This window comes from Shewanella sp. 0m-6 (assembly GCF_052977325.1).
Genome location: NZ_JBRIMD010000007.1, coordinates 109,287 through 128,973 on the forward strand (window position 1 = coordinate 109,287; position 19,687 = coordinate 128,973).

General features: G+C 44.9%; 10 protein-coding genes. 3 read left to right on the forward strand and 7 right to left on the reverse strand.

Annotation, left to right across the window (positions count from 1 at the left end):
* Positions 1–201: 201 nt before the first annotated feature.
* The gene (locus ACVBJC_RS07695; protein ID WP_447160291.1) at positions 202–3,162 is read right to left on the reverse strand and encodes an ImpA family metalloprotease; all 2,961 of its coding nucleotides are present in this window, start codon (positions 3,160–3,162) and stop codon (positions 202–204) included.
* Positions 3,163–3,535: 373 nt separating this feature from the next.
* Here ACVBJC_RS07695 and ACVBJC_RS07700 point away from each other — a divergent pair, with 373 nt between their 5' ends.
* The gene (locus ACVBJC_RS07700; RefSeq protein ID WP_447160292.1) at positions 3,536–5,257 is read left to right on the forward strand and encodes a methyl-accepting chemotaxis protein; all 1,722 of its coding nucleotides are present in this window, start codon (positions 3,536–3,538) and stop codon (positions 5,255–5,257) included.
* Positions 5,258–5,345: 88 nt separating this feature from the next.
* Here ACVBJC_RS07700 and ACVBJC_RS07705 read toward each other — a convergent pair whose 3' ends face one another.
* Both ACVBJC_RS07705 and ACVBJC_RS07710 read right to left on the reverse strand, forming a co-directional pair.
* Complete coding sequence (locus ACVBJC_RS07705) at positions 5,346–8,261, reverse strand: valine--tRNA ligase (protein WP_447160293.1); 2,916 nt, start codon at positions 8,259–8,261, stop codon at positions 5,346–5,348.
* A 19-nt stretch (positions 8,262–8,280) separates the two neighbouring features.
* Entirely contained in the window at positions 8,281–8,772 is a 492-nt protein-coding gene (locus tag ACVBJC_RS07710) for a DNA polymerase III subunit chi (RefSeq protein WP_447160294.1), read from the reverse strand.
* Between the two features lie 229 nt (positions 8,773–9,001).
* Here ACVBJC_RS07710 and ACVBJC_RS07715 point away from each other — a divergent pair, with 229 nt between their 5' ends.
* On the forward strand, positions 9,002–10,258 hold the full coding sequence (locus tag ACVBJC_RS07715; RefSeq protein ID WP_447160355.1) for a DEAD/DEAH box helicase: 1,257 nt from the start codon (positions 9,002–9,004) through the stop codon (positions 10,256–10,258).
* 83 nt (positions 10,259–10,341) lie between these two features.
* Here ACVBJC_RS07715 and ACVBJC_RS07720 read toward each other — a convergent pair whose 3' ends face one another.
* Positions 10,342–10,593, reverse strand: coding sequence for a hypothetical protein (locus ACVBJC_RS07720; protein ID WP_447160295.1), 252 nt, complete (start codon positions 10,591–10,593; stop codon positions 10,342–10,344).
* Between the two features lie 388 nt (positions 10,594–10,981).
* On the opposite strand from ACVBJC_RS07720, the gene ACVBJC_RS07725 reads away from it, so the two are divergent.
* Positions 10,982–12,301, forward strand: a complete 1,320-nt coding sequence (locus ACVBJC_RS07725; RefSeq protein ID WP_447160296.1) for a hemolysin family protein — start codon at positions 10,982–10,984, stop codon at positions 12,299–12,301.
* A gap of 210 nt (positions 12,302–12,511) precedes the next feature.
* Here the strand turns inward: ACVBJC_RS07725 and ACVBJC_RS07730 are convergent, their stop codons facing one another.
* The 3 genes from ACVBJC_RS07730 to pepA all read right to left on the reverse strand — a co-directional run bounded on the left by ACVBJC_RS07730 (position 12,512) and on the right by pepA (position 19,596).
* Positions 12,512–13,723 (reverse strand): EAL domain-containing response regulator, encoded by a 1,212-nt coding sequence (locus tag ACVBJC_RS07730; protein ID WP_447160297.1) that lies wholly within the window; start codon positions 13,721–13,723, stop codon positions 12,512–12,514.
* Complete coding sequence (locus tag ACVBJC_RS07735; protein WP_447160298.1) at positions 13,720–17,697, reverse strand: transporter substrate-binding domain-containing protein; 3,978 nt, start codon at positions 17,695–17,697, stop codon at positions 13,720–13,722. Before ACVBJC_RS07735 ends, ACVBJC_RS07730 begins: the two co-directional genes overlap by 4 nt.
* 390 nt (positions 17,698–18,087) lie before the next feature.
* Positions 18,088–19,596, reverse strand: coding sequence for a leucyl aminopeptidase (gene pepA / locus ACVBJC_RS07740; RefSeq protein WP_447160299.1), 1,509 nt, complete (start codon positions 19,594–19,596; stop codon positions 18,088–18,090).
* Between the last annotated feature and the right edge of the window lie 91 nt (positions 19,597–19,687).

The following is a 19,687-nucleotide window of genomic DNA, read 5'->3' on the forward strand; positions in this document are numbered from 1 at the left end:
CGATAACTCGATGATTTGTTCAGTACATTTTTTATGATAACTGTTCAAAACTTAATCTATATTATAGGGCTTGTAAACGCACCAAGGAGGGATAAACTAAAGCCACCGTATCTTGGTGGCTTTGATCATTTGATTGCTTATTTAATCGATAAGCACATTTACACTTAATTTAGCGCTTAACTCGCCGCTGAAAATACCGGGTTAAAGTGGCCAAGCCTGTTTACCATCCACCGCTACAGCTTGAAGATCTAAGCTTAGGCAGTAATCCCCAGGGTTATAGACATATACTTTCCTGTCGATAACACTAAAGTTAAATCCAGCGACTTGATCTTTGGCCGCTTGTGTCGTCGCCAGTCCCCACATTTGATAAAGCTCACGATAATCTAACTGAGTGGAGTAGCTCATCGCCACCATCAAGAAGTCATTATTTGAGATGTTCTTTGCGGCATCTAAGTTAAATTGACTAAAGCCGAGTAAAGCGCGCTTTTGCAGCCAAAGTTCTTCTGAGCCTTTAGCTCGTTCAAATTCACGCAATAAAATGTGTAGTCTTGCGAGCAGATGCCAACCATTTTCCAGTGCGCCATATTTCTGCGCAGCAACCATCATCTGCAGCATGGTTGCCATACCATTTGACCAGCTTGTTAGCTTAGCCTCTTGCATATAAGCGAATGGGTCGGCTTGATTCATGCTTTGTTGCAATACTGCAAACTCATCATCAATGTTAAGACCTTGGCAAGAAGGTAATTTACCTAGCTCGGTATAGGCGCGTGACTTAGTGTAATAGGAGTATGGATTGGTGGTTGAATGGCCATCATGTCCATCAAATCGCAGGCGGCCTTTTTCAAGCCCATGCCCAAGTTCGTGGATGTCACCATGGCCAGTTGGGCTAAATGACCAGCTCGCATCATAAGGGTTGCCAGAGCAGCCCGCCCCGCAGGTGGCTTGGTCGGCATTCATATGTTTTACAGTATCAATAGTATCGACTTGCCAGCCCTGGCTGGTGGCAAACTCACTGATCTCTGCAACCTCGTCGATAAACGGCCCTTTGAATCCCGCTAACAAGTGAGGGTAGTTATGGACCTGGGTCATGATGGCGGTTGCCATTTTTTCTGGGGTATTCCACAGAGGCTCGTGGCTTAGGGTATTTTGCATCTTATCGAGTTTGGAATGCACCTCAAAATGCTCTGTTGCCAGCTCACTCCAATCATATTGATTTGCCGCTAAATCTTGCATGAACTTGCTGCCGTCCATGCCTGTGCGCCAGTATGGATGAAGGCCTACTTGCTTAAAGCTAAATTCAGTGGCTAAGTCAGTTTGGTCAAAACGCACCTGCATCGGTCCGCCATAAGGACTGGTAAACTTAATGGTTTCACCGGCCTTAACTTCAATATGGGTCGATTGCAATAATTTAGGGCGGTTGTAGCCGTTGCTGGCAAACTCATGAGTTGAACCTGAGCGCAGAGTATTGATAAATACCCAGGTGCGGACTTGACTGTTATCACTTCGCGTCACGCTTACAGTTTGGCCCGGTAGGGCGTAAACGCCAGCAGAGCGGAAACCTTTTTTACTGCTTAAACTCACATGCTGATCTACAGCGCTGATTTGGCTAAAGTCGGTGCGACTAAAGTTGCCTAAGTCCTTTGGTACAGCATTAATATCGCGGAAGTTATAAACGCTATGATCGGCGTAATAGGCTTTAAGGTAATTCAAGCTATCGGTCGTCGTCACATCCATCGGGTATTGAATCGCTTGGCGATAGTTATCACCAAGTAAGATAAGCAGCTTGTAGAGAGAGTAGTCAGGCTGATTGAAAATATCACGTTTACTGGTTTCTATCGCTTGGATATTACTGCGAATAGTACCGAGCGCTGGCCGATAATGATCGTTAAATCTGGCATCGCAACTCGTTGCACAATTGGCAAGGTTAAAATCGACTTGTTGGCTATCGAATAGGCTTAACCATAATTGTTCTTTATCTAGCGCGCTGAAGCTGTCGAGCATCGCGGTGGCAGATGACCAGTCGGCTTTATCTTGAGCAAAATAGTTACCAGGCCCGCCAGAACCTTGCATGCTAAAGCCCATAGGGTTCAGTACGGTTTGGGTTAAGGGAACACTATTCCAGCTATGTAGGTGCACATAGAGCAGTGGTTGTGTTGCCTGTTGAATTTGAGCAATCAGTGGCTCAACAGTTTTGATTGGAAATAGCTCTGAAGAGCCGGTTATCACCAACTGCGCCTCGGCTAAGCAACTGCTAAGCGTGGTTTCATCGCTACAGGTTTGTACCTGCCAATTAGGGTAGTGTTCGCTAATCCAGCCATTGATGCGGCTGACCGTATTGCCGCTCATGAGAAACAGACGTACTTGTTGTGGCTTTGCCAGTGCAGTTTCATCCTGCTTGAGCATCCAGCCTAATAAGCGCTTAAAGCTAGGTTCAAAACTAGCGTTATGACCTTGCTGCATGCTCGAAATAATATCGGTGCCGAATGCAGCATTGCGTTGACCAGACTTGTCATTGGTAGCTGCGAAGGTTAGGCCTTTATTACCCGTAACAATGGCATAAGCCTTATTTTGCGGATAGGCATGTTCTGCGCCTGCAAGCTGGATCATTTGTGAGTGACGGCCTTGATCGTATTGAAGGCTATCATTTTGGTAGATGCTTTTTAGCAGTGTATCGCCGTCTAAGCGATACTGATGAATGTGACTCAAGGCGCGCTTGATTATTTGTGGTGACATTGCGGCGGCAATACTGGCATCGCCGCTTTTCATCGCCGCGCTGATTTTATCATTGAGCTGAATCGTTATCTGCTCGCTAGCACTTTGGTTACTGCTATCTGTAACCGTAAGGCTGAGGGTAATGCTGCTATCTTGTATAAGTTCTTTGGCATTAATAGTTACGCCTTCAAGTGTCGCGTTTTGTAATGTGACTTCGGGTCCTGATACTTGCTGCCAGCTAAATGTATTAGCGCCAGTGGCATAAATATTGACATCAGCGGTGAGGTTTATCAGCGAATCATTCCATGCCGTTACGGTATCGCCGAGCTCAATAGTGGGAGCTTGAGCTAAGGGCGGTATTACGCCGCCATTATCACTGGTTGAATCATCTGATCCGCCACAGGCCGATAAGCCTAATAATAAACAACTCGATACAAGCAAATGCTTCATTTTATTTACACTCTATGCAATTTGTTTACATCTTGAATTTGTTTCATGTTTAAAGCAATGGTTATTTTTAAAATAGTTATATAAAACAATGTTTAAGGCGGTTTTTTGGCGTTGTCATCAAATTGACATTTGTTGTAAATTTAGTGGTGACTAAATTAGCGTTTCTCACTATTAGCTTTACCGCCAATTCTACGACTCGTTTTCGCTGTGACCCATATCAACTATTTATACAATCGATTGATTTTCAGGTATTAAATTGTCGCTTTTACTCTATGCTGCTTGCCGACTCGATATTGTTAGAAGCAATGAGTAGGTAGTTAAATCGAGCATTTCTTATATTTCAGTAAGGCAACCCCGGAGACTAGGGAACTGTATGTCTGTATTAATCGAACAGCTAGACCGAGAAGACCTTCGCCAATCGAATCACTCGCAAGCGAATGTTGTCTCAGCATTTAAATCAGTACGTTTTCAACTAAAACTGATTGTATTTTTGACCGTGATCTCTTTCCTATTCCTAGGGTATAAGGGGATTTCTGGTATGCAAGATGCGGGCGATTCGATAGGAAAGCTGTATGCCGAAGGTATGCAGCATAGTATTCGCGCTGGACAGGTGCTTAATGAACTTGCTACTGCTCGAAGTGAGCTTTTATTAGCGTTTCAGCACGATCCAAGTAGCCCGTTTTCTGAAATGCATAACCATCCTCTGAGGCTGCATGTTAGCCAGGCACAGGCGGCTATCGAGCTGCTGTATAATATTATCGATAATGAAATCTTAGGCGCGAAATTAGATAATGAAGAACGGCTGCAAGCTAGCCGTTTAAAGACTCAGCTCGATAAAGTGGTCGCGCAGGGGTTTAACCCAACAATAGATGCCTTAGAGCGAGGCGAGTATGAAGCGGCAAACCGGGTGTTGCTGACACAGATTAACCCACTGTTTAAGAACATTACCGCTGAGGCGCAGTCTTTCTTAGATATGCAGGTTGTAGAGGGGCGAGATAGCTTCAATCGTTTTAATGAAGACATGCGTATTTATCTCTTGCTGGTGGCGGTTTTCTCGACGGTTTGTATCTTGGTTATAACGATTAGCTCATCACTTATTGTTCGTCGTATGGGCAAGGCGATGACGGAGCTAGAAACCACTGCCATTGATATTGCTAATGGCGATTTAACCAAGCGCATAGAGCTTGGTGGGGATGATGAGTTTTCGCATATTGCTACCTATGTGAATCAAATTGCGGCACGCTTTCAGCATGCAGTACAAAATACCCATGAGTCGACAGCTCGCTTAGCCAGTGCAGCGGAAGAGAACTCTGTGGTATCGACTCAGACTCAGCGTAATGTGATTGACCAGCAACAGCAAACTCAGCAAATCGCTGCCGCGATTCATCAGTTCTCTGCAACGGTGCGAGAAGTTGCGCAAAGTGCCGAAGCTGCAGCTATGACGTCAACAGAAGCAAATGACGCGGCTCATCATGGGCAAACCGTTGTGAGTGAAAGTATTGCGGTGATCGAGACGTTATCAACAGAGATGGATGGGGCGACAGAAGCGATGCAATTGTTGTCTAAGTCATCTGATGAAATCGGCTCAGTTGTTGATGTTATTCAAGGGATCTCGCAGCAAACTAACTTACTTGCCTTAAACGCGGCAATTGAAGCGGCTAGGGCTGGAGAGCAGGGCCGAGGTTTTGCTGTTGTCGCTGATGAGGTACGTTCGCTGGCTAAACGAACTCAGGACTCGACTGAGGAGATCCAGAAGATGATCCAGCATTTGCAACAGGGCGCACGCGACTCGATGTTGATGATGGAGCGCGGTACAGAGCAAGCTAAGTTAAGCGTGGATAAATCACAACAAGCGGGTGACGCGCTACAGTTAATTATGGTGAGCATCGAGCAAATTAGTGCTTTGAATACGCAGATAGCGACCGCATCAGAAGAGCAGAGCTTAGTGACCGAAGAGATTAGTCGCAATATTATTAATATTAGCGATATCTCAGACCAAACAGCAGCAGGTGCAGAGCAAACGCAGGCCGCGACCCATGAGCTTGCCCAGCTTGCTGAATCTATGCAGCAAGAGATTGCTTACTACCGAGTGTGATTTTGTTGAAGTATTAGATTTTAGCTAACAAAAAGGGCTGTCGATGACAGCCCTTTTTCTTTTTTTACGCTATTTGTAGCTTTTCGAATTAGCCTTCTAGCTTAGCCAGTTCAGCTTTCTGTTCAGTTAGCTTGTCCATATCACGTTGGTATTCGGCTTGCTTAGCACGCTCTTTTTCAATCACGGCAGCAGGCGCTTTAGCAACGAAACCTTGGTTAGATAACTTACCTTCGATACGCGCAAATTCAGCGGCCGCTTTCTCGAGTAATTTATCGATACGCGCCACTTCTTTAGCCACGTCGATAAGACCTGCCATTGGGATCAATAGCTCCATGTTGCCTACAAGCTGAGTCGTCGACATCGGCGCAACATCATCTTCAGACATAATGGTGATAGTCTCAAGTTTTGCCAGTGTAGTGAAGAATATCTGGTTCGCTTCAAGACGTGCTCTGTCTTTGTAGCTCACGCCACGTAGCAATGCATTAAGCGGCTTAGATGGCGCGATGTTAAGTTCTGCGCGGATGTTACGTACCGCAACAATCACTTGCTTAACCCACTCTAAATCTTCCATCGCAGCAGCATCGACTTTGTCAGCTTGATACTCAGGGAAGGCAGCCAACATCAATGTGTCACCCTCAACACCGGCTAGTGGCTTAACGCGCTGCCAGATAGTCTCAGTTAGGTATGGCATGATTGGGTGCATTAGACGCTGCATCTGCTCTAGTACGTTAACCAAAGTATGGCGCGTACCGCGAAGCTGTGCATCGGTGCCACTTTGCATAACAGGTTTCGTTAACTCTAAGTACCAGTCACAGAACTGGTTCCAAGTGAACTCGTAAATGGTGTTAGCGGCAAGATCGAAACGGTAGTTAGCCATGTGCTCGTCGTAGGCTTTAACGGTTTCATTGAACAGACCGATAATCCAGCGATCGGCAATCGATAGCTCCATTGCGCCTGGCTTGCCATCTACCAGAATTTGACCACAATCTAGCGCTTCGCCAACAGCATCATCGCTCGCGCCTTCAGCTTGCACTTCGGTGTTCATCAATACGTAACGTGATGCGTTCCAGATCTTGTTACAGAAACTGCGGTAACCATCTAGGCGCTTCATGTCCCAGTTGATGTCACGGCCCGTTGATGCCATAGACGCTAGTGTAAAGCGCAGTGCGTCAGTACCATGCGGCTCGATACCTTCGCTAAACTCTTTACGCGTGCTCTTTTCAATCTTAGCGGCAAGTTGTGGCTGCATCATGTTGCCAGTACGCTTAGTCACTAGTGACTCAAGGTCGATACCGTCAATCATGTCTAATGGATCAAGTACGTTACCCTTAGACTTAGACATCTTGTTACCGGCTTCATCACGGATAAGGCCTGTCACATATACCGTCTTGAACGGCACTTGTGGTTTGCCGTTTTCATCTTTGATGAAATGCATGGTCATCATGATCATACGGGCAACCCAGAAGAAGATGATGTCAAAACCAGTAACCAACACATCAGTTGGGTGGAAGGCTTTAAGCTCAGCGGTATCTTTTGGCCAGCCTAGTGTAGAGAACGTCCACAATGCTGAACTGAACCAGGTATCAAGTACGTCGGCGTCTTGGCGAAGTACTAATGAGTCATCAAGGCTGTGCTTAGCACGGACTTCAGCTTCATCGCGGCCAACATACACTTTGCCTGCTTCGTCGTACCAAGCTGGGATACGGTGACCCCACCAAAGCTGACGTGAAATACACCAGTCTTGAATGTCACGCATCCAAGAGTTGTACATGTTCTCATACTGCTGTGGTACAAACTTGATGTCACCGTTTTCAACCGCTTCCATGGCAGTTTTAGCCATAGGTGCAACGGCAACATACCATTGATCTGTTAGTAATGGCTCGATTACCACACCAGAGCGGTCACCGTAAGGGACTTTCAATCCGTGTGGATCGATTTTGCCCAGTAGACCTAATGTTTCAAACTCTGCAACAATCGCGCTGCGCGCTTTAAAGCGATCAAGACCGACATAACGCTCAGGTAGGCTATTATCTAGTTCGTTGTTTGCAGTGCCGTCGGTGTTAACCACTTCAGCGCTTGAGCGAATTGCCGCATCAATGGTTAAGATGTTGTACATCGGCAATTCATGTCGCTTACCGACTTCATAGTCGTTAAAGTCGTGCGCAGGAGTGATTTTCACACAACCTGTACCGAACTCGATATCAACATAATCGTCTGCGACAATAGGGATAAGACGGTTGACGATTGGCAGTAAAATGAATTTGCCAATTAGCGATTGATAACGCTCATCGTCTGGATGAACCGCTACTGCACTGTCCCCCAGCATGGTTTCAGGACGTGTGGTTGCTACTTCTAGGTAGTCTTTACCATCGCTAGTCAAAGCGCCATCGGCAAGTGGGTAGCGGAAATGCCACATGCTGCCTTGCTTTTCTTTGTTCTCAACTTCTAAATCAGAGATAGCGGTGTGCAGGGTCGGATCCCAGTTCACTAGGCGCTTACCGCGGTAGATTAGGTCATCTTCGTAAAGGCGTACAAATACTTCTTGTACCGCTTCAGACATGCCTTCGTCCATAGTAAAACGTTCACGGTCCCAATCAACAGATGCGCCAAGGCGACGTAGCTGCTTAGTGATGGTGCCGCCAGATTGCTCTTTCCAATCCCAGATACGATCGATAAAGTTTTCACGACCCAAATCATGGCGGTTTAAGCCTTCTTCGGCTGCCACTTTACGCTCAACTAACATTTGAGTGGCAATACCGGCGTGGTCTGTACCGACCTGCCAAAGGGTGTTCTTACCCTTCATACGCTGGTAACGGGTTAACGTATCCATGATGGTATCTTGGAAGGCGTGACCCATATGCAAACTACCCGTCACATTTGGTGGCGGGATCATGATGCAATAGTTGCCTTGAGACTCGTCGCCGTGTGGCTTGAAGTAACCTTTCTCTTCCCAGTTTTGGTAAAGAGACTGTTCGATAGACTGCGGGTTATATGTTTTTTCCATGAGGCGTGTTTATCTCAAACTAAAAATTAATTGGTTGTGCTGCTAGATCTTGGGTCGTTAATGCTATCCCAAGAGCGCGATACTGCCGATAGCGATCGCGAGCAATCGCTTTGTGGCTATCGTCATTGGCAACGAAATCGATAATCTGTCCAAAGTTTACCGCAAATTGCGGTACTTGGTCTGCAAGATTAAGCAGAAGATGACGTTTTTTGTTGGCACCAAGCCTATCAAAGCCGATTTCTACCGGAGCGCCGCCGATTGGGCCTTCACCTTTTAGGTTGTGGGGCACAAATGATTGCGGCTCAAATTGCCAAAGCAGCTCGTCAATAGCATAAGCTTGCTGTTGATCTTGGCAATGGATATAAACCAACTCTTGAGTAGCAAAAGCCCGCTCTGCCAATTGGCAAGCGAGTAAGTACACTTGGTCCTGCGCAGATTTAGGCGCATTAGATGCAGGTTTTGCGTCCTTTGGCATCATGTAAAACAGGGCTTGCGACTGACTAAAAGACATAGTGGGTTATCGGCATAGTGGGTTGTTGGCGCTATTGTCTTAGCTTTTGGGCTGACGAAAGAGAGGATTTTACACTAAAAGTCGCTCATAGATCAGCCTCTAATCACTGATTTATTTATTGATGCACCCAGTTAATCGGTGTGGTTAGTTGCCACGTTTGCATCGAGAGTGGGCTGGTGATGGGGTTAAAGAGTTAATTTTACTAATCACGTCGCTGTGGTTACACTCCATGCACTTGCCGATATTAGCCGATACTATGAATTTTTCCGACCTTAACCTCAGCGTTGAAACCCTATCTAAACTGCCAAGCAGTGTTTCTGTAGCCACTGAAATCCAAAGACTTGCTATTCCTGAAATATTAGCGGGAAAAGACCTCTTAGCATTGGCACAAACGGGCAGCGGTAAAACCTATGCGTTCGGTTTACCTTTATTGCAAATCATCACTAATGATGGCGTTGAAAACGGTAAAGTAAAGGCGCTGATTCTGGTGCCTACCCGAGAGCTTGCGTTGCAAGTCGGTGAGGCGCTTAAGCATATCTCAGTTAATATTCGGTTGACGGTATTATGTGGTGGTGTTGATAAGGCCAAGCAGCTTGAAGAGCTTGAGCTACAGCCTCAGCTTATTGTGGCAACACCAGGACGTTTACTCGATTTTCTACGCCAGCAACTTATTACATTGGAAAGTGTAAAGCAGTTGGTGCTAGATGAGGCCGATAGGCTGATGGAAATGGGCTTTTGGCCTGATATCGAACGCATTATTGAATGTATTCCTGCAAAGCGACAAACCCTATTATTTTCAGCGACGTTAGCTCCTGAATTAAAGGACAAGGCGTTGAAGTTACTACATGCTCCGAAAAAGTTGGCTGCCCAAGCTGTGAACAGTGTAACGAGTGACATTAAAGAGTTACTGTTCCTTGTCAATAAGGGCGATAAAGCGAGAGCGTTGATTGCATTGAACCAAATGCATCAATGGTCACAGGTATTAGCTTTTGTTAATGCCCGAGATGATGCCGATAAGTTAGCAAAAAGGCTCGTTAAAGCAGGTATTAATGCGGCGGCCTTGCATGGTGATAAAGAGCAGCTTCAGCGGCAGCAAACATTGGAAGATTTAAAAACGCGTAAACTGCAAGTGTTAGTGACTACGGATTTACTGTCTCGCGGCATTCATATCGATGCGCTGCCTGTAGTGATTAATGTCGAGCTACCAACAAGCGCCCCTGTATATGTGCACCGTATTGGCCGCACGGCTAGAGCGGGCGATAACGGCGTGGCAATTTCATTGGTATGCCATGGCGAGGCTGATAACCTAACGGCCATTAGAGAACTGACTGGCAGAGCTTATCCGTTAGCACCTCTTGATGGTTTTGAAGTGACTGATAAGCCGCCATCGGGCGACAGTAAACGCCCGCCCCGAGATAAGAAAGCCAATCGACGCAGCCAGAATAAGCGCAGCGCCAAAGACTTTGTCGCTAAAAAGAAAAAATAACCTATACCCCTTTACGTGTGGGGCTGCCTACTCTTATTGACATGCCTAGCGGCTTATTTAGCAGACTCGGTTATTTCGGCTTGTTATTTTTTAGGGCGATCTCGTGCCCCTGCAAGGCGACCGAAAAATAATGATAAGCCGACAGTTTTACGTACATGCTCAGCCCAAAAAGCGCCAATAAGAAAGCCTATCGCAGCCCACAGTGCCAGCATATAAGCATTAAGTTGACCTGATTGCAGGCTGATAGCGATGCCAATAAAAGTGCCAAGCAATGTAGGGGATAGCGCCACTGCTAACCATTGTAAAGAATGTACTAGCCATCCAATAAACTTCATTGATTATCCTTAATCTTTATAAATGCAGTTTGAGTTTCGCACTTTACTCAGCTTTGTGACAAATAGCCACTCATACCCGTGTTGCTTGAGAAATTATATCGGCAGCGTTAGGCCATATAGTTAGTTACAACTGTGTGGTTATTTTTCGTACAAACATAGGCTTAAGTTAAGCCAATATTTTTTGTTTCAGTGATAAAAAAATAGACGCTCACATTGTCTAATTTATTAGCTGGTGAGTTGTCTGTATTGCGGATATACTCCGCGATCGCGCCAATAGTGGTTGGTCATTATACAAAGTTCTACTTGGAGAAAGATAAATACTGCCAAGAAGAAATAATGATATGCAGTAAAGGGATAAGTCTGTTTTTAGTTTTGATAAAGGTGCTAAATGAGCTTCTTTGATAATGCTGTAATTATATTACTCCTGATTGGGGTGAGTTGTTTTTTTTCTATGTCGGAAATAGCCTTGGCGGCAGGGCGTAAAATTCGTCTGCGTCAGCTTGCGGCTGAAGGTGATATTCGCGCCAATAAAGTCCTGTTGCTGCAAGAGCAGCCAGGTAATTTCTTTACTGTGGTGCAGATAGGTTTAAATGCCGTGGCGATTATGGGTGGTATCGTGGGTGAGTCAGCGTTTACGCCTCATATTCACGCATTCCTATCGTCTTGGTTGAGTGGACCTTGGTTAGACAAAATGAGTTTTCTACTGTCATTTGTGATTGTGACCAGCTTATTTATTTTAATTGCCGATCTTATCCCTAAGCGCTTAGCGATGGCCTTTCCGGAAAAAGTGGCCATGACCTTTGTTAGCCCTATGATGGTCTGCATCGTGGTGCTTAAACCGCTGGTGTGGTTCTTCAACGGCTCTGCTAACTTCGTATTCCGTGTGTTTCAAGTGCAAACGGCGCGTAATGATGCGGTGACTTCAGATGACATTTATGCGGTGATGGATGCGGGTGCAGAAGCGGGGGTGCTAGATAAAGGCGATCAGCTGATGATGGAAAAAGTGTTTGAAATGCAAACCATTCCCGTCACGGCAGCGATGACAGCACGTGAAAGCTTAGCTTATTTTCTTCTGCAAGATAGTGAAGATGAAATTAAGCATAAGATAGCACAGCAGCCTCATTCTAACTTTCTTGTTTGTAACGAGCAGTTAGATACTGTGGTGGGCATCGTCAATGCTAAAAAGCTACTTATCTGCTTGATTAATGGTGAAAAAATCAGCCTTAAAGATAAAAGCCTTGTGAGTAACTGCTTTATCATTCCTGACACTTTAAGCTTGTCTGAGTCGATGGATTATTTTAAGAATAGCCGAGCAGACTTTGCGGTAGTGATGAATGAATACTCCTTAGTTGTGGGCGTAGTCACTGCGAAGGATCTGCAAGATGCAGTGATGGGCGCGTGGTCTTTGCCTGAATGTGAAGAGCAGATTATTGCTCGCGATGAGCGTTCGTGGCTGATGGATGGCGTGACGCCGATTACCGATGTGATGCGAGCACTGGATATTGAGGAGTTCCCTCAAAATCATAACTACGAGACTATCGCGGGTTTTATGATGTTTATGCTGCGCAAAATTCCAAAGTGCACCGACTCGGTTAATCATGCAGGCTTTAAGTTTGAAGTGGTTGATGTTGATAGTTATAAGGTCGACCAGCTCTTGGTTACGCGAATTGAAGAAGAGACCACTGAGACTCTAGAGGTTAACGCTTAAGCATAAGCAATCAGCGTAAATCTATTTGCATATGGAACATATGAAAACGGCTGAGTCTATATAGACTCAGCCGTTTTTTTTGGCTGGCGACTTCTGTATTGCATGGCTTCTGTATTAATAACCTTTGCGTTAATGACTTTACCAGGGGAACAGCCATCATTCGCCTTGATTGAATTAAAGCGCTAAGTCGCTGGCTTTCTTGTGCTGAGGTTAAGCCTTGCTGGAAATGCTATTTGCTTTGATTTTCCAGCTCTCATGCCAGTCGTGTAATTGCTCTACAGGCATTGGCATAGCGATATAATAACCTTGGGCTAAGGTGCAACCTAATGATTGCAAACGCTGCCACAGAGGCAATGTTTCTACTCCCTCGGCAACAGACTCTAGCGATAAACGACGGCTTAACAATAGACAGGCTTCTACAATCGCTGCGGCGGTATTACTCGTTTCCATTGATCGAATAAAGCTCATGTCTATCTTGAGAGAGTCAAATGGTAAGGTGTCTAATAGTGATAATGATGAGTAACCCGTACCGAAGTCGTCAATTGATAAACTAAAGCCGTGCAGCGCGAGACGCGACGCTGCCTCTAATGCTCTGCCCGTATTTTCTAAGGCGTCAGTTTCAGTGATCTCAAAATAGAGTTGTTTGCAAAGGTTAGGTTGCTGTTCTGCTAAAGAGAGCACTTGGTCAACAAAATGATTATGCGTCAGAGTGGTAGGTGTAATATTAACTGCAACGGGGCGTTCGCCTAGCTCATGTTGATGCTGTAGCACATAGTTGATGCTTAATAGGGCTAATTGCGCATCTTTTTGCATTTTGCTCAATAAGGGTAAAAAACATGCTGGCGGTAATACACCTAAGATAGGGTGTACAAAACGGATCAGCGCTTCACTACTTCGCCATTCACCGGTATCTAATGTGACCAGAGGTTGAAAATAAGGCTTAATCCAACCCTGCTCTAATGCATGTTCGAGTTCCTGTTCAGTAAACACTTTGTCTAATACCGATGAGCTATGAATCGGCGTCATGGCGCTGCTAAGCCGCTCAACATTGGCCAAGTCGAGTAGCTCTTTTAGTGTATTCATCTTCACCGGCTTACTGATGGCACCAATCACTTTAAGGTGATAGTTCATACACATTTTCTTTACGGTATCGAGTACGATCTGGTTACTGGCACTAGTGATAATAATGCTGCCAGTAAAAGACAGCTCACTGATATGACTTAAAAAAGTGATACCGTCCATTTCTGGCATTTTTAAGTCACACAGTAAGATATCGGGCTTAAAACTTGCCATTATTTGTAATGCTTCAACACCTGAAGCGGCGGTTTTAATCTGCGCAATGTGAGGCATATTAATCAGCTCTAGCTGCATTAGCATAGCTTCACGCTGAAACTGGTGATCTTCAATCAGTAGGATTTTCATGTTAATCGCTTTACCTGAGTCGAGATCTGGCTCATTAGCTGTTTCAATTGTGCAAGTTGTCGTTGCACCGTGTCGATATCTTGAGTCGAGGCTGCTTTTTCGATTTCACTGCAACATGTGGCTAAACGTTCACACTCAATGACGCCAGCTGCGCCTTTTAGCTTGTGGGCGTGATGTGCGGTAGCGATAAAATCTCGGCCTACGACAGCCTGGTTGAGTGCTGCAATATCTTGAGCACTGGTGGTGACAAACTTATTGAGTAAGCTGATACATATCGCTAAGTCGCCGAAATTAGCTTCAAGTGCAGCAATATCGATAATCAGTTGGACTGTTTCCTCTGTCGCTATGCAAGGCTGATAAGTGGCATTATCAACGTTCTCGGCATTCTCAAGATGAGCTACATTGTCTGCAGCGGCTTTAATGTGGCTGCTCAGTACCGTTTGTAGCTGTTGTAATGTGACCGGCTTAATTAAATAGTCATCGAAACCAAGCTGATGGCAACGGTTTCTTTCACTGGACATGGCATTAGCAGTGAGAGCGATTACGGGTAGACGAGGCAACTGTTTTTGCCTTTCATTGTCGCGGATAGCGCTTACTAAGCCGTAACCATCGAGTTCGGGCATATGGCAATCGGTAAGCAATAGCATGTATTTCGTCTGCTGGTAAGCTGTTAATGCCTGCTGGCCATTATCAAAGATATCTGCAAAGTAACCCAGTTTACTGAGTTGCATCCTAATGACATCTTGATTGATTGGATGATCTTCTGCGACCAGAATAAGCTTATTTTGTGCAATGGCTTGTTCACGGGTCAGGGCTAACTTTATGTCTCCCTTCATGCCGATATATTGGTTTTTAAAGAACTCTGGCTTAGTCATAAGGTGCAGCAAGTGCAAAGGGATCAAAGGGTTGACTGACAGTGCCCAACCTAGTGTTGCCGGTGTTGGCGACAGCATACTCTTGTTTTTAAGTAAGATGACTTGTACGCCGGGTATATTGTGGTTAATCCAGCTAGGGGTCATCGATTGCTGTTCACACCATGCTTCGCATAGCAGTAATACTTCGAGCTTTTGCGTGGCGACATAGCTTGCAAGCCCCGTTTTATTATCTGTGCCTAATAGATTAAAAGTGGTGCAATGCCAATTGATTAAGTATTCACTAAATAGATTGTAGTTACTTTCATCAGTGACAATGATGCCGCAACGCTTGTTGACGATAGTGGGGATTTCAACTGCTACGGTTGGCAAGGTCAGATTAAAGCGGAAAGTACTGCCTTGGCCGTTGGTGCTGGTTACCGATATTTCTCCACCCATGAGTTTAACCAGTTGCTCGCAGATAGATAAGCCTAAGCCTGTGCCATTAAAGCGTCGCTCACTGCTGAGGTCAACTTGCTCAAATGGCAAAAATAATTTGCTAATATCTTCCTCTCGGATCCCTATGCCACTATCTGTTACAGCGAAAGTGATGGTTTGCTCTTTGTCGGTTGCGCTCAACAGGCCGACGGACAACCAGATCTCACCTTCTGTGGTAAATTTCGATGCGTTATTGAGCAGGTTGTTCAATACCTGTTTAAGCCGCAAATTATCAAGAGTTAACGAATAGGACAGTTTTGGGTCAAGCCAAAGCTTGAATTTAAGGCCTTTTCGCTCAATATGGGCAATATGTGGTTGGACTAACTCACCGATAAAACTGCTTAACTGACATACATCTGGGCTTAGTTCTAATTTCCCAGCCTCGATTTTCGAAAAATCTAAAACGTCATTAACAATATTGAGCAAGTTGCTACCTGAATGGGTGAGGTTTTTATGGATCCCATAAAGTTCGTTGCTGTTTAGATGCGGAGCCATGAGCTCTAATAGACTTAAAATGCCACTGATTGGCGTACGAATTTCATGGCTCATCATGGCCAGAAAACGTGATTTAGCTACCGTTGCAGACTCAGCAATCAATCGAGCTTCGTCCAGTTCAGCCTGTTTCTCTTTAATGACCGTGATATCGACTAAAGTGTAGGTCCAATGCTTATTTCTATCCTCTTTTGTACAGGTGCCCGTGAGCTGATACCAAGAGATCTTACCGTCAATATTAAGCTTCATTGTTGTATAAAGTGAATCTCGGAATCGGGACTCTTCAATATCAGTTAAGAACCCATGCTCGTCTGCGTGCATGGCTAAAAATTCCATAAGCAGATGCGGCGCTTGATAGAGTTGATTAGGGGTTAGACCAAAGTATTTTTCGATATTACCACTGATAAAGCTCCAAGAAATATCTTCAATATCATCGCCATAGCGTATTAGTTGTGCAACGACGCCACCAAAGTTGTTATTCACCAGTCGTAGCTCTTTTTCGATACTCTGTCTCTGAGCTATTTCAGCTTTTAACTTTCTGTTTGAATAGGCTATGACTAAAAAAAGCGTAAAAATGCCACCCAGTACTAGCAATAGCCAGTTGGGTATTTTTTCAAAGGAGAAGTCACTATCGATACTGACATTATTCCATTTATGAGTAATAGCCTGTAATTCATCCTTATCAATAGCGTGTTTTGTCTTATCAATAACAGATAATAGAGCGGGGTTAATTTTATTCACTGCAAAGCTGACGGGGCGGCTCTGCTGCTCTATCGGGGTTGTTAGGATCTGAATTTTCCCTAAGTAACGCGCGCTAATGACTCTGCTCGCCTTCGATAGCGGCAAAATACCGACCTGAACTTTACCGTTAATAACGGCATTAAGCAGGTGTTTAGTGGTGTTAAACCTGGTTACATTGGCATAGGGAAAATCTTTTTTAGTGTCAATTTGCTGCTCATGCCTGCTTAAAACCCCCAGTCTTTTAGTCGTTTCTAGCTGACCAGTAGCCAGGTTCGTTGCGGCAACCGCAATCCAAGGATCTTGTATATAAGCTGTTGTGCACTGCGTAAATGGATGTTTTCCTTGCACGCAGGTAAAGGCTGGAATGAGTTCAAACTCATTTTCAGCAAGGTACTTTTCAATATTTTGACCATTGAATTCAGTGGCTTCAATTTTTAGATTTAGTTTGTTGGATATCGCTTTTAAGATATCGGCGCCCATTCCATCCATTTCTCCAGCGTCATTGGTGAAGGTAAATGGGTAACTGTCAGCAGAGTAAAGCACCTTAATGACCTTTTTATCTCTGATAGCATTGCTCTCTGATTCGGTAAGGTTTAAGCCTTGATGCTGATAAATATATTTAACTTGAGAGCTGGTCAGCCAGGCTTCATAGAGTTTGTCGAAGGCCTCTGTAGGGATCTGTTTTAAGCCATCATTTAATCGTTCGATCAACTTGTTATTTTCGATGAGTCCCGCGAAGTGCAAACTTTCAAGAGGCATGTCGTTAAGCAGGCGAATATTTAATTTTTTCGGTGCATATTGGTGGGTAAGTAAGTAATCAAGAGTGATAGCATTACTTATGTAGGCATCTGAACTACCATTGAGCACCGTTTTATAAGCAGATAGGCTATCGGTGTAGTTGATGACTTTGACACTATTAGGGCCATTTCTGAGTTGATCATTAATCGCAAAGCCTTTTTCGGTCGCGATGCGCAGGCCTTTTAACTCAAAAAGGCTATTGGTATTTTCTTGATAAGTGATCCCTGCAATCGGTACCAACATAAGCGGCGAGCTAAAACTTAGCCAAGTCATTCTCTCAGGAGTCTTTGACGCCCCCATAATGATATCAATCTCACGATCACGCAGTGCTTGAGTCACTTGTTGGTAGTTAGGATAAGTCACGACCTCTGTGCGGTAGCCGCTGTTCTTAGTGATCTCTTGTAAAATTGACGGCAGCAAACCGATCGCATTTCCATCTTTACCAATGTAAGTAAAAGGCTGCCAGTCAGCTACTGGGTAGCCGACTCTGATCACTTGCTCTGCATTGAGCAAGTGCGAGTCTTCATTTTCTTGATCCGCTATGACGGGTAAAGAAAAAACAAACAGAAAAAATACCAGAAATGCGTTACGCATATTGCAGCCTATGTTGGATTACGGCAGTAATAAATAAAATGTTGATGTACAGGCAGCGACTACTAACGAGGGGAGTTCGCAGTAGAGTCTTAGTTAAGATTAAGTGGCTGGTGTCAGTGTTTTGCGCGAGATTAAGTAGCTTAAAAACTGAGGCTGTGAATTTTTGCGTATTGTAAGCTCAATTCATTAATTGTCGATATCTTGTGATAATAATTATGTCAGGCAGCTCTCATTTTGAAGATATTTTCAGCAAAAGGAGTTTCTTTGCTCATGACGAGCTTGCAGGGATGTTTATTCACGTAGGGCTTAAGCTTGAAATAAAAAAGGCTAAACCGGCTGGATTATAGAGTGAAAACCGTGTTTAGCCTTAATGTAAGTGTTCGCGTGGGGTTATTCGCCTTGCTCTATGCCTGCTCGGTTAAGCAAGAACTGAGTCAATAGCGGAACTGGACGACCCGTAGACCCTTTGTTGGCACCGCTGTTCCAAGCTGTACCAGCCACATCTAAGTGGGCCCAGTTATACTTCTTGGCAAAGCGAGACAAGAAGCAAGCTGCAGTGATTGAACCTGCCGCGCGGCCACCTAAGTTAGTCATATCAGCAAATGGGCTTTCCAAGTGCTCCTGGTACTCATCCCATAACGGCATGCGCCATGCGCGGTCGCCACTTTGCTCGCCAGCATTTAATAACTCATGCGCGAGTGGATTGTGACCAGAAAACAGGCCTGATGCGTGTTTACCTAGTGCGATAACACAAGCGCCAGTTAATGTTGCAGTATCGACCACAAGCTCAGGATCGAAGCGCTCAACATAGGTGAGCACGTCACATAATACTAAGCGGCCTTCGGCATCAGTGTTTAGCACTTCAACGGTTTGGCCAGACATAGTGGTAAGGATGTCACCTGGACGATAAGCATTGCTTGATGGCATGTTTTCACAACCAGCCAAAATACCAATGACATTGATAGGCAGCTGCATATCACACAGGGCTTTCATGGCGCCAATAACACCGGCAGCACCACCCATGTCATACTTCATTTCATCCATGGCTTCGCCAGGTTTAAGTGAAATACCACCAGAGTCGAAAGTTAGTCCCTTACCGATTAACACGATTGGCTTTTCTGTATTATCAATGGCGCCCTTGTATTCCATAATGGTCATTACTGACTCATTATCGCTACCACGGCCAACCGCTAGGTATGAATTCATGCCTAGCGCTTCCATTTGCTCTTCACCGATAGTTGTCACTGTTAGGTTTTCAGTGTTTTCGGCAATCTGGCGAGCCTGTGAAGCAAGGTAAGCAGGGTTACAGATATTTGGTGGCATGTTCGCTACGTCGCGACAAAGGTGCATACCTGCTGAAACGGCCATACCGTGTTCAATAGCACGCTCACCAACCGTCAGCTCGCGGCGAGTGGGTACGTTGAATACTAGTTTACGCAGTGGACGGCGAGTTTCACCCTTACGGGTTTTTAGCGCGTCAAAGCAATATAGGCTATTTTGTGTGGTTTCAACGGCTTCACGTACTTTCCAGTATGTATCGCGTCCTTTTACATGTAACTCGGTAAGGAAGCATACAGCCTCCATTGAACCCGTTTCATTTAAAGTGTTGATTGTTTTCGTAATGATTTGTTTGTATTGACGTTCATCAAGTTCGCGCTCTTTACCGCATCCGACGAGCAAAACGCGTTCGCTTAGTACATTCGGTACGTGATGAAGCAACAACATTTGTCCTGGCTTTCCTTCCAAATCACCACGACGAAGTAAGTTGCTGATATAGCCTTCACTGATTTTATCTAACTGTTCGGCGATACCGGACAAGCGTCTTGGTTCGTATACACCTACGACGATACAAGCTGAGCGTTGTTTCTCTGGACTACCGCTCTTTACGCTAAACTCCATGAGCTCTCCTAGATTCTTAAAGACAAATTTTATTATTTATTAGATAATGTCTGCTTGTGCCCAAAAGGGCTCGAATATGGCGCACCCTATA